The sequence below is a fragment of the Streptomyces sp. NPDC031670 genome, from assembly GCF_055580545.1.
The window spans coordinates 281280-295606 of the sequence record NZ_JBVILC010000004.1 but is presented as its reverse complement, the minus strand read 5'-3'; the positions used below and the strand labels follow the sequence as shown (position 1 = coordinate 295606).

The following is a 14327-nucleotide window of genomic DNA, read 5'->3' as shown; positions in this document are numbered from 1 at the left end:
GCCGTCACGCGCCGGAGTGCAGGTGCGCCGCCCAGATGTCGGGCCGGTCGGGCAGGCGGTCGCGCAACTCACGGACGGCTGCGTGCAGCGCCCGGGCGGCCCGGTCGGGGGTGAGCTCGCGAGGGCTGCCGAGGGCCGCGTAGAAGAGGCCGGCCAGCTCGGAGGCGTGGCGGTCGTAGACCGGCCACAGCGTGGCCACCACGCTGCGGAATCCGGCCAGTTGGAAGGCGGTGGCGAGGGTCACGAACTCGTCCGCGAGGTGCGGCACCCCCGTGGTGGCGGTGCCGCACGCGGAAAGGAACGCGAGCGCGGCGTGGTCGAGGTCCAGACCGGCGAGGCCGCCCACGGTCAGCGGCCCGTCCCGCAACAGGAGCCGGCTGCGGGACGGGTCGACCGGGTCGCTGACGGCGTGGCAGGCGAAGTGCGCCAGGGAGCAGTCGCCCAGCGCCGCCATCACCTCCTCGCGCATGCCGGACGTGGCCCCTCCCCCCGGGGTGGCCGCCGGGTCGCGCCGCGCGGTGAGCACCAGGGGGTCCGGCGCGTGGGTGCGCACATGTCCCTCCTCCTCGACGGCGTGCGGCAGCGGAGGCGCGTCGGGCGTGAGCGGCATGGTGACGACGAGCGCGCGACGGGGGGCGGAGTCGGGCAGCGGTCTGCGGGCATGGCGCAGCGCGCGCAGCGTCGGGGTGTAGGAGGAGACCACGCGGTCCATGACGCTCGCCCGCGCGCCGGACGTGGCGTCCCGGTGGTATCCGGCGGCATGCAGGGGAAGCCGGCCGAGCAGACCACCGGGGCTCCACCACACCCGGGGAGCCTCTTCGCCCGGGCGCGGGGGAGAGGTGAGACCGAGAGCGGCCAGGACGGGCCCGGCGGCGACGTCCCACAGCCACTCCAGGGTCGAGTTGAGGGTTTCCAGCGCCGGTTCGCGGCGGGCGGGGGTGGGACTGGGTGCCCAGCGCAGCGCCGCGGCGAAGTCCTGCGCCTTCTGCCGCACGGTGTCCCGGTCCAGGCCGGGCAGGGGCAGCGGGGTGACGGCTCGGGGGCGGACCAGCAGGGCGTGGCTGCCGTGGCCGCTCACCGCGAAGACCACGACGGGGCCGTACGCGGCCTGGGCGAGGAGGTCCGGCGGCTCCATCGGCAGCAGGAACCGAGCGAAGCCCGGTTGGGACCGGATCTCCTCCAGCACCGCGGAGAACCGCGCGGCCAGATCACGCCGTGCTTCGGTTGCCGGGTACCAGGGCTCGTCGGCCGCCCCTACGGTGGGTGCGTCGTCCCCGTACGAGGCGTTGAGCCGGTCGCGTATCGCGAGGAAGCGCGCGGCGAGTTCGGGCAGCCGGCGGCGCAGGTCGGTGACCTCGCCGCGCGTGTCGAGCGCCTGGCCGAGCATGACACCACGCCCCGCCTCCGTCAGCCGCAGGGCCTTGACCGCCGCCGAGCCGTCGGACGACGACCGTTCCTCGGGGGCGGTCAGCGCCAGGGCCGCGGCGTCCGCGGCGAGTTCGAAGCAGGTGCCGAGCAGGCTCTGCTGATCGGTGCGGGCCAGCATGCGCGGGGTGAGGGCGGGCAGCATGTCCACGGCGGCCTCCAGCAGCTCCGCCGCCCGCTTCGGCTGCCGGTCGCCGAGCAGCCGCGCCGCCGCGCGTACCGCGGTGAGGCGGCGCAGGGGCGCGGTGCCGGTGAGCTCCCACGCCTCGGTGAACGCGTCGACGGCCTCGCGTAGGGCGGTTTCCCCCGGGGCCTCCTCGGAAAAAGCGGTGAGGGCGAGGGCCTGCCCCAGGTTGATGAGCGAATAGGTCCGCGCCGGGGCACCCGGCGGGAGCAGGCTCAGGACCTCGCGGAAGACGCGGAGGGCCTCGTCGCGGGCGGCCGTCGACATGGGGTCGAGTACGGCTTGGGCCAGCAGGCCGTAGCCGAGGTTGTTGAGATGGATGGCGCGTTCCGGATGTCCCGCGGGGGTCGCCGCGACCGCGCGGCGGCCGACCGTGACGGCCTCGTGGAGATCGGCCGGTGCGGCGGTGAGATCGAAACGCCCACGCAGGGCCAGACACAGATTGGACAGGCGCCCGGGCAGCCGGAGGTCGCCCGGGGCCGTCAGCTCCGCGGCGCGTCGCAGGCTGTCGATCGCCGCGTCGAGCTCGGCGGCCGACCGGCTGCGGTAATAGCGGGTCAGCAGCGCGTATCCCTCGTTGTTCAGCAGGTTAGGGCGCGCGGGATGACCGGGATCCAGGCGGCTGCTCGCGTCGCGTATCGAGGCGAGACACGCGTCGATGTCCTCCAGCGCACCGCTGTGCTCGTAGCGGGTGAGGAACGCCAGCGCGTTGTTGGCTATGAGCGGTACCCGGTCGGGGTGGTCGCGCGGAACGGCGGCGAGGGCCACGCGGCCCAGCTCGATGGCCCGGTCCAGATCCTCCGGGCGGCCCTGCGCCGACGCCCGCCTGGCCAGGCAGAGCGCCAGCTGCTGCTGGGCCTTGGCGCGTACGCGTTCGTCGGTGGTGCTGCCGATGGCCGACTCGGCGGCCTCGATCGCGTGGGCCAGGTCGTCAAGATCGCCGCTGTGCAGGAAGCGGGTGCGGTACAGCAGGCTCAGGTTGCACAGGTTGAGCGTGCGCGCGTGCCGGGCGCCGGGCAGTTCCCGCAGCTCACGGCCGAGGGCGAGCGCACGGTCGAGGTCCTGCGGTCGCGCGTCGCGCTGGAAGCGGTAGCCGAGCGCCCCGCTGAGGGCGTGCAGTGCCACGTCCCGGTCGGGGTGGCCGGCCGGAGCCGCGGCCAGGGCTGTCTCGGCCAGTTCGACGGCCTCGTCGAGGTCCTGGTGCGCGCCGGTGTGCACATGGCTGGAGAACACGGTGAGCGACGCGTTGGCCAGGCGCCGGGCACGGCTTCCGGACCCCGGAGGCAGTGCGCGGGCGTGCCGTACCGCAAGCGCCGTCGCTTCCGCGAGGGCCGCCGGATCGCCGGTGTACTCGAAGACCGTCTGCCAGACGGCCGATACGGAGAGATGGGCCCCCGCGTCGTCGTCGGCGGCCACGGTGGAGGCGCGGCGTGCGATGTCGGCGGCCTCGTCCATGAGCCGGCTGTCGCACCTGCGCTCGGCGAGGTCGGCGAGCCCCTGGCCCAGCATGCCCAGGCGTACGGCGAACAGGGGCTCCTCGGGGCCGGTGGCCGCGACCAGGCGGCGCATCCAGTCGACCGCCTCCTCCAGATCTCCGGGGGAGTGCGACCCGGTGAAGCGCTGGTGCAGGAGCTGGGCCGCGATCTCGGCGCAACCGGGGTGGTACGGCTCCCCGGAGCGGACGGGAGACGCGCCGGCGCGTGCGGCCTCGATCGCCGCGTCGAGATCCTCGGGGGCGCCCGTGCGGTCGTACCGCGTCCACAGAGCGCTCGCCATGATGCTTATGGCCTCCGGACGCTCCGGGGCGTCCTCGGCCATCGTCGCGACGGCCCGACGGGCGGTGGCGACCGCCTTCTCGATGTACTCGGCGCCGGCTCCGCGCTGTCCCATCAGCCGCAGGGCGACGCTCAGGTTGGCGAGCGAGCCCGGTCCCGCGACGGGGTGGGCGGGGAGGTGCTGGACGATGCGCAGCCACGCCCAGACGGCCTGGGTGGCCCCGTCCAGGCTCTCGTCGGCGTCCGCTTGTCGGAGCATCCGCATGCCCGGCTCCAGCGCCGCCGCCGCGAGGGTAGGGAGCAACTCCTGCGGCATCGACGAACTGGGCACGGTCGCCTCCCCGGCGAGGAACGCGGGAAGCAGGCGCAGCACGGCGAAGGCCTCGTAGGAGCGTGCGGCCTCGCCTTCGCGGGCACGGGAGCGGTGCCACTCCACCCACCCCAGCGCGAGGATGGCGTCGCGTGTCGGGGCGACGGCGAACTCCTCCTCCAGGCGGGCCACATCGGCGGCCACGTCCGGGTCGAAGACGGACGACGGGTCTGCGCCGGCGGAAAGGGCTTCGAGGTGCCCCTCCACCGCCGCGAGCGCTTCGGTCCGGACGGTTTCCGCCTCCGGAGTCCCGCCCGCCGCAGGTCCGACCTCCGCCGATCCGCGCTCCATAGGTCCGTCCCCACCCAACCCGTTCCCGGTCGCACTGTTCTCCGCAGCCCTGTTCCGCGTCACCCGGCCCGCCCCCGTTTCCCTACGCACCCCGGTCGCGTTCGTTCCGTGCCGTTCCGAGTGTCATGAAGCCGGGCGCTCTCCGCAGTGGTTTGCCTGGATTGCCCGGCGCGCGACACCGATCGCGCCCCGGCTAGTACGGGCATCGGGCCCGTCCATTTGACCGCGCGTTGCCTGTTGGCCGGAGTGATAGGAAGTGCCCGAAACGTCAACCTGGCGATGTCGCCAGTGAGTTCGGCCGAATCAGGGCTGTGAGCCACCCACCCAGTGAGCAACCGCCGCGGGAGCCGGTCCCGAGCAACCCGTATGCCTCGCCAGGGAGTTACGGGCCGACGGGTTCCCTGGGCCCGACGCCTATAACGGGGCCTCCGGTGACGACGGCAACCCCGCCAGGCCCAAGGCTGTGGCCAGTGATCCGGCCGTGCCCTCCGCCTCCGTCCCGGCAGACCTCGGCGACGGCACCGGCAGCGGAAGCGGCGGCGCGAGCGGGGGCGACGGGTACAACGACGGGATCAAACCGGGCGAGGGCGGCGGCGGGCCCCCATCGTTGACGCCCGGCGCGGGCCCACCGTGCACGAGGGTGCATGGCTCGGGGTGTACGTCTCGGGGCGTACGGGTCAGGGCGGATGGCTCAGCGCGCCGGAGTCATCGTCTGCCACTCCGCCATCTGATCACGGAACTTGGGACATCTGACGATGTCCTCCTCGCTGCACTTGAGGGCGTGGGTCAGCAGCTGATGCGCGTGGTCGAGGTCGACCATGCGCTGTTCGATCTCGGTGATCTTGGCGCGGATCATCGCCTCCCGGCGCGACTGCTCCTGCTGGAACTCCGCGATCTCGACCAGCGTCAGCCCGGCCTGCTGGCACTTGCGCAGCACCGTGATCCGCTCGGCCGCCTCCGGCGGATAGCGGCGCTGCCCGCTCACGCGCTCGGGCGCGGGCAGCAGTCCGTGGCGCTCCCAGTACCGGATGGCCGAGGCGGGCACTCCGGTGATCGCCGAGAGGCGGCCGATCGTCATACGCACGTTCCGCTCCTTCTGTGCCTCTCCGTGCCCGGCAGTTGACTTGAACCTTAGTTCAAGTTGAAGAGTGGTCCGCACCGGGACAGCGGCGGACGAGCCGCCGCTGCCGGGACACTTGGAGATACCGCCATGAGCGATACGTATGTGGTCAAGGAGCGCGGCGACCAGCTGGTGGAAGCCGCGGAGAGCCTCTTCGCGGCCGGGGTGATGGCCCACTCGGGGCACGCCAACCTCAGCGCGAGGCTGGGCGGTGAGCGCATGCTCCTCACGCCGGGATACGTCCGCGGGATACGGCCCGAGGACCTGGCGGCCGTGAGCTTCGACGGGCAGGTCCTGGGGGGTGAACTCCAGTCGGTCAGCGCCGAGATCATCGCCATGCACAGTGTCGTCTACCGGGCCCGCCCCGACGTGGGCGCGATCATCCACACCCACTCGCCCTCCGCGACCGCCTTCGCGGTGGCCCACCGGCCGCTGCCCTGCCGCACCGAGCCGATGCTGCGCTCCGGACAGGCCGAGGACGTCCCGGTGGTGCCCTGGGGGCCGCGCGGGTCGGACGTTTCGGTGCGCGGGATCGCCGACATCCTCGAAAAGCGCCCGACAACGGCCGCGGTCCTGCTGGCCAACCACGGCCTGCTCGCGTTCGGCCCGGACTCGGCCGCCACCGCCCGCCTCATCGTGGCGATCGAGGAGAGCGCCGAGGCGGAGATCGCCGCGGCGGCGATCGGCGGGGCCGTGGACTTCCCGCCGGGCGCCCAGGAGGCCGTGCGCGCCGCGATCGCCCGGGTCGCGTCATGACGGACGACAGCCTCGCCTCCCGTACGGAGGCCACGATGACGGACGAGGGCCCTGCATCCCGTACGGAGGCCGAGATGGCGGACGACGGCCCTGCCTCCCGTACGGAGGCCGTACGCGACCGCTACCGCTCCACCCTCGGCACCGTCCCGGGCGGGGTGGAGGATCGGCTGCGCCTGGCCCAGCGGTTCGGCCGGCTGCCTACGGAGGAGGCCGTCGCGGCACTGCGCCACATCGTGCTGACCGACAGCCCGCTCGGCGGACGGGTCCAGCAACTGGTCCACTTCGGCCAACTACTGGCTCTCGGCCGACCGCACCCGGCCCGGATCCACGCCCGGGGAGCACTCCACGCGGGAGCCGACATCACCGACCTGATCGGCGTCGCCGAGACCGCGCTCATCACGGCGGGGGTACCCGCGTATGCGCTCGGCACCGAGATCGTCGCGGAACTCGTGCGGGAGCGGGGTGGTGGGGTGGGGGGTGATGCCGGAGAGTAGGGCGGCGCGGTGAGAGACCTCGCCGGGCCCCCGAAGCGTCCAGTTCTGCCCTGCCCTGCCGCCTCCGCCGCTACCGTTCCCGCACGTACTGCCCGTCGACCACCGAGAACTCCTCCAACCGCGCGGCGACATCCGTCAGGTATCCGACGAAGTCGCTCGCGATGGGACCGCTCGGGCCCACCTCGTGGTCCATGTCGATCACCTGGCCGACCCGGCCCGCGGGTCCCGGCGACAGGTCCAGGACCGAGCCGTTGCCGGCGCCGTCGGCGTCGAGGGAGACCCAACCGGGGTTCCACCAGCCCGGCTTGAGCGTGTCGCCGCCCGAGTGGAAACCCTTGAGGTCGTCGAAGGTGCCATCGGCCAGAAGATTCCGCCAGACGCGGGTCTCGCTGAGGATGCCGTCGCAGGACAACAGCCGGCCCTTGGGCCAGCCCCCGTCGGCGGACCCGTCGTGCCTGCGCAGCGACGCCTTCACCTCGGTGGGGAGCTCGACGCCGAGCGTTGTCTCGACCGAGGAGATCTGCTCGTCGGTGGCCGGGGGTTGGAGCACCCGTAGGGCGCCCTGGGAGGCGTACCACCGCTCGATGTCTTCCCAGACCGCCGTGACAGCGGCGACTTTCTCGTCCATCCCGTGCCCCTTCCTTCCCCTGTTCCGGACCGTCCCAGGTGTACGGCGGCACCCGGGGCCACTCATGCACTGATGCTCGCACGGCCGTACCCGGGAGGCCGCCCGCGCCCCGGGGATCGGCGTGCGGCGGGGGCGGCAGGGGGAGGGAGGAGGCCTGCCCGGCGGATCCGCCGGGCAGGCCGTTGGTCCCCGTGCGCGGGATCAGCGCTTGAGCGTGAAGGTGAAGTCGCCGGAGAGCTTGCCGCTCAACCGGGCCACCGACACGAGGTTGCCCTCTGTCAGCAGTCTCTCGACCTCCGCCCGTGAAAGGCCGAAGCCTTCCGCGATCAGCCGTACCGGCCGGACGGGAATCCGGGCCGCGAAGCGGACCGAGACATCGATCGCCTCCCGGTCCAGGTGATCCGTTCCCCCGGTGTCGAGGCGCCACGCGTCGTCCCAGTCGAGGGCGATGCGGTTACGGCGCCGCACGAGCGGATCCTGCAGCAGTTCGGCTGCCAGGTCCCGATCGTTGTCGTGCAGCCGGTCCAGCAACTCCGGCCGTACGGAGCGTACGTTCGTCCGCTCCAGGATCGTGATCTTGGTGGTTTCCCCGCAGGTGGCGCAGAGCGCGAGGAGCCAGACGTCGATCAGCTTGTGATGGGCGTTGACGCGGAATTTGCCGTTCGCCCGGAAGCGTTCGGACGCGCACGTGTGACAGCGGCGCAGAACGACGGGCAGGCAGGTGGGCATGACCACCCAGGTGGTGAGCACAGAAGTACACCGGTTCCAGTGAGAAATCCGCAGCAGGAAGCAGCGCGGCGCCTATGCGCGACGCGCGACGAATCAGCAGTCGGGGGGTCTCACTTGGTGTACAACGGCACGTCCTTGCCTCAACGATGTGGCTCGGAACCACGGTAGGGGCGCACGGTGGTTCTGTTCCACTCATTTTCGTGCGCCTGCGCGGGCCGGTGGACACCGACGGGTGCCGGTGGGTACGGCCTGCTGCCTGCGGCGCGTTTCCCCGGCCTCGGATGCACCACTCCTTCCTGTACTCCGACCCTCAGACCGGCGCCGGAAGGTCCATCCGCGCCAGTCTGGCCGGGTCGACCACAGCCGTGATCTCCGCGATCCGGCCGTCGGTGACGGTGAACGCGAGGACCGCGAGCGGGGTGCCGTCCTCGCGCCAGGAGAGGACTCCCGGAAGGCCGTTGACGAGCACGGCCCGTCCGCGTACCGCCGCGTCGGCCGACAGCTTCGCGCCGGCGGCGACCTCGGTGGCGCCGAGGGTGACGACCACACCGGCGGGGGTGTCGACGGCCAGCCGCACGTCCGGGTCGAGCACCCGCAGCAAACCCTCGAAGTCCCCGTCGCGGGATGCCGCCAGGAACGCCTGGACCACCGCGCGCTGCTCCGGTCCGGCACCCGGCGGCCGTTCGGTCGCCCGTACCTTCCTGCGGGCGCGGCTGGTTCGGCGAACGGCACCGCGAAGAGGTCGTGCAGCCCGAACGCCAGCCGCTCGCTCGGCCGGAGCGAGGACGACGAGGAGGGCGACCCCCACCGAGTCGGCGAGCAGCGCGTCGTCCTCGGGGACGGGCCCGTCGTCGACCGCCACCACGAACTCGGGCAGCCGGTCGCCGTACGACGCCTCGGGGCGGGTCCGGCGCGCCCGCAGCGCGTCGAGGCTGATCCGGCTGACCACCGTGGTCAGCCAGCCGTCGAGGTTGTGGAGGGTCGCCACGTCCTGGGTGGCGGGCCGCCGAGCCTGACGGGTGGGCGGCAGCCCGGTGGGTGGTCGCTCGGTGGGTGGCGGCCCGGTGGGTGTGATGTGTACGTCCGCCGTCACACCCACCCCCCCCCATTTTGAAGTCACACCCACCCCCCCATTTGAACGCGTTCAACTCCTTCCTCTAGGCTCGCGGCAACAGAGGGAGGGGAAGTCGATGAAGGTAGTCATTCCCGGCGGCACCGGTCAGGTCGGGACTGTGCTGGACCGTGCGCTGACCGCCGCCGGTCATGAAGTCGTGATCCTCACCCGGCGGCCCGTGGGCGAGCGCGAGGTGTACTGGGACGGTGAGAGCACCGGGCCGTGGGTCCGGGAGATCGACGGCAGCGATGTCGTGATCAACCTGGCCGGACGCAGCGTGAGCTGCCGGTACACCCCGGCCAACCTGCGAGCCATGATGGATTCGCGGGTCCGCTCGACGGAAGTTGTGGGCCGGGCGATCGCGGGCGCCGCCCGGCCGCCCCGCCTCTGGCTGCAGATGAGCACCGCGACCATCTACGCCCACCGCCATGACGCACCCCACGACGAAGCCTCCGGAGTGATCGGTGGCACCGAGGCCGGTGTCCCGGCCTACTGGGGTTACAGCGTCGGGATCGCCCAGGCCTGGGAGCGGGCGCAGCACGAGGCCGACACCCCGGACACGCGCAAGGTCGCGCTGCGTTCCGCCATGGTGATGAGCCCCGACCGGGGCGGTGTCTTCGACGTCATGTCGTGGATGGCGCGACTCGGCCTCGGGGGGCCCGTCGCGGGCGGAGCCCAGTACGTGTCGTGGATCCATGAGGACGACTTCGTACGAGCCGTCCAGTTCCTGGCCGACCGCGACGACATCTCCGGGCCGGTGAACCTCGCCGCCCCCGCCCCGCTGCCGCACCGCGCCTTCATGCGCGCCCTGCGCGCCGCCTGGGGAGCCCCCTTCGGTCTGCCCGCGACGAAGGGCATGGCGGAACTCGGCGCGTACGTACTGCGCACGGACACCGAGCTCCTGCTGAAGAGCCGTCGAGTCGTCCCCGGCCGCCTCCTCGAAGCGGGCTTCACCTTCGACCACGGCGACTGGCCGGAGGCCGCCCGTGATTTGGCCGGCCGTCGGCGCGGAGACGGTGGTTTCAGGGGCGCGCGCAGGGTGGGCGCGGGCGCATAGCGGGTGAGGTCGGCGGTCGGCATACCGGTTGCGGTGACGGGCGCGCCCCCTCACTTCTCCAGCAACGGCCGCAGATGCGCGTGGGCCCAGCCGCTCAGCGGGGTTGGCGTGGTGGTGAGCAGGTCGCGGGGCTGCTCGGGGGTCAGGTCGCGGGATCCGGCGGTCATCCCGACCATGCCCTCGATCGCGGATGGGGCCAGCCCTGCGGCGCGCAGCGCATCCCTCGTCGCGTCGTCGTCGACGGGGTTGACCCGGACCGGGCGCCCGAGCGCGTCGGTGAGGATCCGCGCGACCTGGCGGAAGGTGAGGTCCTCGGGTCCGTGGACTGCCTGCACCACGCGGCCCCGCCAGGCGTCGCTCAGCAGTCGGGCCGCCACCACGTCACCGATGTCGCGCGGATCGACCCAGGGCATCGGGTGGTCGGGATCGAACGCCGTGGTCAGGGCACCGTCGGCGATTCCGTCGAGGTCGAACAGCAAGTTGGTGAAGAAGTACGCGCAGCGCAGGTGCAGGACGTCCGCGCCGGTCGCGTCGAGCCGTTCCTCGATCCCGGCCAGCGCGTCGATGTGCCCGACTCCATGCCGTTTCTCCGCCCCGATACTGCTCAGCAGCACCACCCGTCGCACCTCGCGGGTCTGCGCCGCCTCGATGAGGGGCGCCGCGGTACGCAGCGAGGTGTCGATCGGGTCGGCCGTGGTGTGGGGCGTCGGGTCCACCCAGAAGACCGTCCGCACGCCCGCCACCGCCTCGCGGACGAACTCGGCGTCCGTCAGGTCGCCTTGGCGTACGTCGACGCGCGCCCGGGTCTCGCCGTCCAGGCGGCCCGGGTCGCGGACCAGGACGCGAGGGCGGACGCCGGCTTGCAGCAGCAGTCGCACCACGCGCGATCCCACGTGTCCGGTCGGTGTGGTCACCGCGATGGTCATCGGGTGTCCCTTTCGTGGACTTCAGGGGCAGTCTGCACTCCAGGGTGCCGCGTACCCGGCCATCACGCCGTGCAAGCCCGTAAGTCCGCGAGTCCGTAAGTCCGTAAGGCCGCGAGTCCGCGAGTCCGCCGAGGCTGGCCGTAGGGCCGCCCAGAAGCCCGCGGGACGTCGCCCCCAGGCCCAATTGACCTCGAATTCCGGCCGTGAATTGCACTCTGTGACGGGTCTTTGGGCTACGTAAAGTAGTGATCACAGCGACACCGAGTCCGCCGCAAGACCGAACGGGGAACCACCATGAACAGCACGAACGCCACCTCCGCCGCCGTCCTCACCCGCGCCGCCGAGGCCGAGACCTGTGCCGACCCGAGCAGTGTCATGACGCTGCTGGCCGACACGGACGCACCGGGCGGCGGCTTCACCTCGTACCGCTCCACCTTCGCCAAGGGAGCCGTCGGCGCTCCCGCGCACTTCCACACCAAGGCGACGGAGCTCTTCTTCGTGATCAGCGGCTCCCTCCAGGTGCTGGTGGGCGAGGAGGTCACCATCCTGAACGCCGGTGACTTCCTCTCCGTGCCCCCGCACACCCCGCACGCCTTCGCCGCGGCCCCGGGATGCGAGGCCGACGTCCTCTTCACCTTCACGCCCGGTATGGGCCGCTTCGACTACCTGCGGCTGCTCGGCAGCGTGATGCGCGGTGAGACCGACCCGAAGAAGATCGCGGAGTCCTCCGAGCGCTACGACAACCACTATGTCGACAGCCCCGCCTGGCGCGCCGCGCTCGCCGTCGCCGCGTCCTGACCAACGGGCGCGTGACGGGCGGCGGTGCCGTGGTGACGGCACCGGCCGCCCGAGTCGGGTCGTCGCCTCCCGAGGCCCGAGCGCGGTCGTCGGGCCCCGTTGTCAGTGCCCCTCGCTAGGGTCTTCTCCAGAGCAGTCCGGTCAAGGTCGGCAAGGAGAGGATGCGTCATGAGCAGCACCGATGACCGCAGTTACGAGGGATTCTCGGCCGAGGAGCGGGCCGCGATGAAGGATCACGCCCAGGAGCTGAGGTCGGCCGCGAGACGCACCTCGCGCGCGGACAAGGCGGCCCAGGCGGTGCGGGACGTACTGGCGAAGATCGGCGAGATGCGGGACTCCGACCGGATCATGGCCGAGCGTGTCCACGCGGTCGTCACCGCCACCGCTCCGGCACTCGCGCCCAAGCTCTGGTACGGGATGCCGGCGTACGCCCTGGAGGGCAAGGTCGTCTGCTTCTTCCAGAGCGCGGAGAAGTTCAAGACCCGTTACGCCACCCTGGGCTTCAGCGATCAGGCCCAGCTCGACGAGGGCACGATGTGGGCCTCGGCCTTCGCCCTGACCGAGGTCACGCCCGACGTGGAGGCGCGGATCGCCGCGCTCGTGAAGCAGGCGGTGAGCTGAGGCGCGCGCCCTCCGGGAGTGCCGGGGCTCAGCGCACCGGTGGTTCCGACCCCCGTGACCCCTCCATCACGGCAGCCGGCCTCGTCGTGCGTTGTCCGGGCCGCCCGTCAGGGCTTGGGCACGACCAACAGGTCCACGACGTACGTCTCTTCGACCATGCCGTCCGGGAAGACCTCGCCCAGCAGCTCGCGCTCCTCGACCAGGAACTCCTGTGTCCTGGCCTCGTCCAGCACCAGGAACGCCGAGTGGCTGGTGATGTTCGCCAGGTGTGTGCTGAGAGGTACGGTCCGGCTCCAGCGGAGCAGGCGACGGGTGTGGGGAAGACCGTCCAGCCCGGCGAGGCGGCCGGCGCTGATGTCGTCGGGCCGGGGACGGTCCTGGGAGGGGATGCCGCACCAGCGTGCGACGCGCTCGTCCTGGGCGGCGGCCCAGGGCACGTCGGGGGCACCCGTGTTCCACCACAGGGCCAGCGCGCCGCCGGGCCTCAGCACACGAAGCGCTTCCGGCACGGAGCGGCTGGTGTCCGTCCAGTGCCAGGACTGGGCGTAGGTGATCAGGTCGCAGGAGAGGTCGGCGAGCGGCAACGCGTTGCCGTCGCCCAGGAAGATCGGCACCTCGGGCAGGGCGCGTCGGAACTCGGCGGCCATGCCGTCGCCCGGCTCGACGGCCATGACCTCGGCGCCCCGATCGTGCAGCAACGCCGTGGCGATACCGGTGCCCGCACCGACGTCCGCGACGCGGGCGCCGGCGAGCGGGCGGCCCGTGATCTCCTCGATGGCGTCGAAGAGGACGGGCGGGTAGGAAGGGCGGTTCGCGGCGTATTGGGCGGCAGCAGTGCTGAAGGAAAGGGCGCGCGAAACAGAAGTCATACGGCCATCGTTCCCCATGCGCCCCCACCGTGCCGTGCCGGAAGTGGCGGACCGTCCGGTCCGCTCGGCACGGTCCGCCCTCGGTCCGCCTTCGGTTCGTCGGCGGGCCGCCTTCGTTTCGCTTCCGGGTTCGCCTTCCGTTCGCCGTCGGTTCGTCTTGGGCTCGGCCGCCCTCGGTCCGTCCGGCGGGATCGGGCGCGGCCGGGCGACACCGGCCTGCGCGCGTCGGCCATCGCCCCCGCTTTGTTGGCCGAGGGGGTGCTGTTGAGCCGGGGACAGTGGCTGTCACGCTCGTTCCAGCCCTTGTGGCTCCGGCGGTGGGCTCTCTCCTGGCCCGGCCGCCGGGTGCGGTGACGCGGAGGTCCCCCGTCTCGGCGTGCGCCGCGGGTGTCTGCCCGCCATCGGGCGGCGGGCAGACACCCTTTCCACAACCCCGCCCGGCCCCGGCCCCGCCTCCCGCTACCCCGATGTGGCCGACGCGTTGCGTGCCGGATGCCCCTTCGCGGTGTCTGCCTCGAACGTCAAGGCGCAATGCGGCCATCCAAGTCGATCACGTCAGAGGCCGAACACGCCTTCCCGTAGCCCGGGAGCAGGCCGCCGCCCTCCCCGCATCGCCGTCAACCGCCGTCCCACGGACCGCGATACCGCGCTGCAGACCCCCAGGACTGTGGCCGGATTAGTCATCTGACAGGTGTTCGGATCCGGCAATACTCGGCACTGGGCAGTCCGCCCACTTTCCTACGTCCGGAGGCCGCAGATGCCCCAGACCAGTGTTCCCGCAACCGCCGTGCTCAACGCCTGGCTGTCCGGCGCCGAGAGCGCGTACGGCCAGTCCAACCCCGCCGGTCCGCTCTACGTCGGCGGCGCCGCCGCCGAGGCCGCGCTGACCGACCCGAGCGACTCCCTGTACGGGTTCTGCTCCAGCCCGAGTGGCTCGCGCGGAAGCTGGTGTTGCTGACCGTTCACGGGTGCCCCCGCAGAGGTCCTTTCGCGGGGCGCGCCTCCTGAGCGTCCCGGTCGGCGCGCCCGATGGGCGCGCCGCCGCCGGGTGACGCTCGTGGACAGAAACGTACGGAAACAGCGTACGGAATCAAGGAAAGTAAGACGGGTGGGGAACCGCTCACCATGCCGCGGCGCGTTACGGGCCGGGGCTGGTCGCGCGGTTCCCCA

Annotated in this window: 12 protein-coding genes and 1 pseudogene; 6 read left to right on the top strand and 7 right to left on the bottom strand. The window is 72.3% G+C overall.

Annotated elements, in window-relative coordinates:
* Positions 1-4: 4 nt before the first annotated feature.
* A complete protein-coding gene (locus ACZ5ID_RS10840; protein WP_468895800.1) occupies positions 5-4045 on the bottom strand; it encodes a CHAT domain-containing protein in 4041 nt (1346 codons plus the stop codon).
* 691 nt (positions 4046-4736) lie between these two features.
* Positions 4737-5123 (bottom strand): MerR family transcriptional regulator, encoded by a 387-nt coding sequence (locus ACZ5ID_RS10835; RefSeq protein WP_468896177.1) that lies wholly within the window; start codon positions 5121-5123, stop codon positions 4737-4739.
* A gap of 132 nt (positions 5124-5255) precedes the next feature.
* Here ACZ5ID_RS10835 and ACZ5ID_RS10830 point away from each other — a divergent pair, with 132 nt between their 5' ends.
* Positions 5256-5921 carry a class II aldolase/adducin family protein gene (locus tag ACZ5ID_RS10830; protein WP_468895797.1) on the top strand — a complete coding sequence of 222 codons (666 nt, stop codon included), beginning with the start codon at positions 5256-5258 and terminating at the stop codon, positions 5919-5921.
* On the top strand, positions 5918-6415 hold the full coding sequence (locus ACZ5ID_RS10825) for a carboxymuconolactone decarboxylase family protein (RefSeq protein ID WP_468895795.1): 498 nt from the start codon (positions 5918-5920) through the stop codon (positions 6413-6415). Before ACZ5ID_RS10830 ends, ACZ5ID_RS10825 begins: the two co-directional genes overlap by 4 nt.
* A 70-nt stretch (positions 6416-6485) precedes the next feature.
* Here the strand turns inward: ACZ5ID_RS10825 and ACZ5ID_RS10820 are convergent, their stop codons facing one another.
* From ACZ5ID_RS10820 to ACZ5ID_RS10810, 3 genes and pseudogenes are all read right to left on the bottom strand, one after another.
* Positions 6486-7043: an SMI1/KNR4 family protein gene (locus ACZ5ID_RS10820; protein ID WP_468895792.1), complete on the bottom strand. Its 558-nt coding sequence runs from the start codon at positions 7041-7043 to the stop codon at positions 6486-6488.
* Positions 7044-7244: 201 nt separating this feature from the next.
* On the bottom strand, positions 7245-7793 hold the full coding sequence (locus ACZ5ID_RS10815) for a DUF1062 domain-containing protein (protein ID WP_468895789.1): 549 nt from the start codon (positions 7791-7793) through the stop codon (positions 7245-7247).
* Between the two features lie 289 nt (positions 7794-8082).
* Positions 8083-8778, bottom strand: a pseudogene (locus ACZ5ID_RS10810) (sigma-70 family RNA polymerase sigma factor family protein); the annotation flags it as partial.
* Positions 8779-8962: 184 nt separating this feature from the next.
* Here ACZ5ID_RS10810 and ACZ5ID_RS10805 point away from each other — a divergent pair.
* A complete protein-coding gene (locus tag ACZ5ID_RS10805) occupies positions 8963-9943 on the top strand; it encodes a TIGR01777 family oxidoreductase (RefSeq protein WP_468895786.1) in 981 nt (326 codons plus the stop codon).
* Positions 9944-9993: 50 nt separating this feature from the next.
* Here ACZ5ID_RS10805 and ACZ5ID_RS10800 read toward each other — a convergent pair whose 3' ends face one another.
* Positions 9994-10869: an NmrA family NAD(P)-binding protein gene (locus ACZ5ID_RS10800; protein WP_468895783.1), complete on the bottom strand. Its 876-nt coding sequence runs from the start codon at positions 10867-10869 to the stop codon at positions 9994-9996.
* 294 nt (positions 10870-11163) lie between these two features.
* Here ACZ5ID_RS10800 and ACZ5ID_RS10795 point away from each other — a divergent pair, with 294 nt between their 5' ends.
* Positions 11164-11667 (top strand): cupin domain-containing protein, encoded by a 504-nt coding sequence (locus ACZ5ID_RS10795; protein ID WP_468895780.1) that lies wholly within the window; start codon positions 11164-11166, stop codon positions 11665-11667.
* A 168-nt stretch (positions 11668-11835) separates the two neighbouring features.
* Complete coding sequence (locus ACZ5ID_RS10790) at positions 11836-12288, top strand: iron chaperone (protein WP_468895777.1); 453 nt, start codon at positions 11836-11838, stop codon at positions 12286-12288.
* Positions 12289-12395: 107 nt separating this feature from the next.
* On the opposite strand, the gene ACZ5ID_RS10785 is transcribed toward ACZ5ID_RS10790, so the two are convergent.
* A complete protein-coding gene (locus tag ACZ5ID_RS10785; protein WP_468895774.1) occupies positions 12396-13157 on the bottom strand; it encodes a class I SAM-dependent methyltransferase in 762 nt (253 codons plus the stop codon).
* 757 nt (positions 13158-13914) lie between these two features.
* Here ACZ5ID_RS10785 and ACZ5ID_RS10780 point away from each other — a divergent pair.
* Positions 13915-14115 carry a DUF6229 family protein gene (locus ACZ5ID_RS10780; RefSeq protein ID WP_190087684.1) on the top strand — a complete coding sequence of 67 codons (201 nt, stop codon included), beginning with the start codon at positions 13915-13917 and terminating at the stop codon, positions 14113-14115.
* Positions 14116-14327 lie beyond the last annotated feature (212 nt).

What these genes read in the sequence shown, in the direction of transcription:
- ACZ5ID_RS10840 (WP_468895800.1), bottom strand. Translation starts at nt 4,045, where the DNA reads ATGGAGCGCGGATCGGCGGAGGTCGGACCTGCGGCGGGCGGGACTCCG.
- ACZ5ID_RS10835 (WP_468896177.1), bottom strand. Translation starts at nt 5,123, where the DNA reads ATGACGATCGGCCGCCTCTCGGCGATCACCGGAGTGCCCGCCTCGGCC.
- ACZ5ID_RS10830 (WP_468895797.1), top strand. Translation starts at nt 5,256, where the DNA reads ATGAGCGATACGTATGTGGTCAAGGAGCGCGGCGACCAGCTGGTGGAA.
- ACZ5ID_RS10825 (WP_468895795.1), top strand. Translation starts at nt 5,918, where the DNA reads ATGACGGACGACAGCCTCGCCTCCCGTACGGAGGCCACGATGACGGAC.
- ACZ5ID_RS10820 (WP_468895792.1), bottom strand. Translation starts at nt 7,043, where the DNA reads ATGGACGAGAAAGTCGCCGCTGTCACGGCGGTCTGGGAAGACATCGAG.
- ACZ5ID_RS10805 (WP_468895786.1), top strand. Translation starts at nt 8,963, where the DNA reads ATGAAGGTAGTCATTCCCGGCGGCACCGGTCAGGTCGGGACTGTGCTG.
- ACZ5ID_RS10800 (WP_468895783.1), bottom strand. Translation starts at nt 10,869, where the DNA reads ATGACCATCGCGGTGACCACACCGACCGGACACGTGGGATCGCGCGTG.
- ACZ5ID_RS10795 (WP_468895780.1), top strand. Translation starts at nt 11,164, where the DNA reads ATGAACAGCACGAACGCCACCTCCGCCGCCGTCCTCACCCGCGCCGCC.
- ACZ5ID_RS10790 (WP_468895777.1), top strand. Translation starts at nt 11,836, where the DNA reads ATGAGCAGCACCGATGACCGCAGTTACGAGGGATTCTCGGCCGAGGAG.
- ACZ5ID_RS10785 (WP_468895774.1), bottom strand. Translation starts at nt 13,157, where the DNA reads ATGACTTCTGTTTCGCGCGCCCTTTCCTTCAGCACTGCTGCCGCCCAA.
- ACZ5ID_RS10780 (WP_190087684.1), top strand. Translation starts at nt 13,915, where the DNA reads ATGCCCCAGACCAGTGTTCCCGCAACCGCCGTGCTCAACGCCTGGCTG.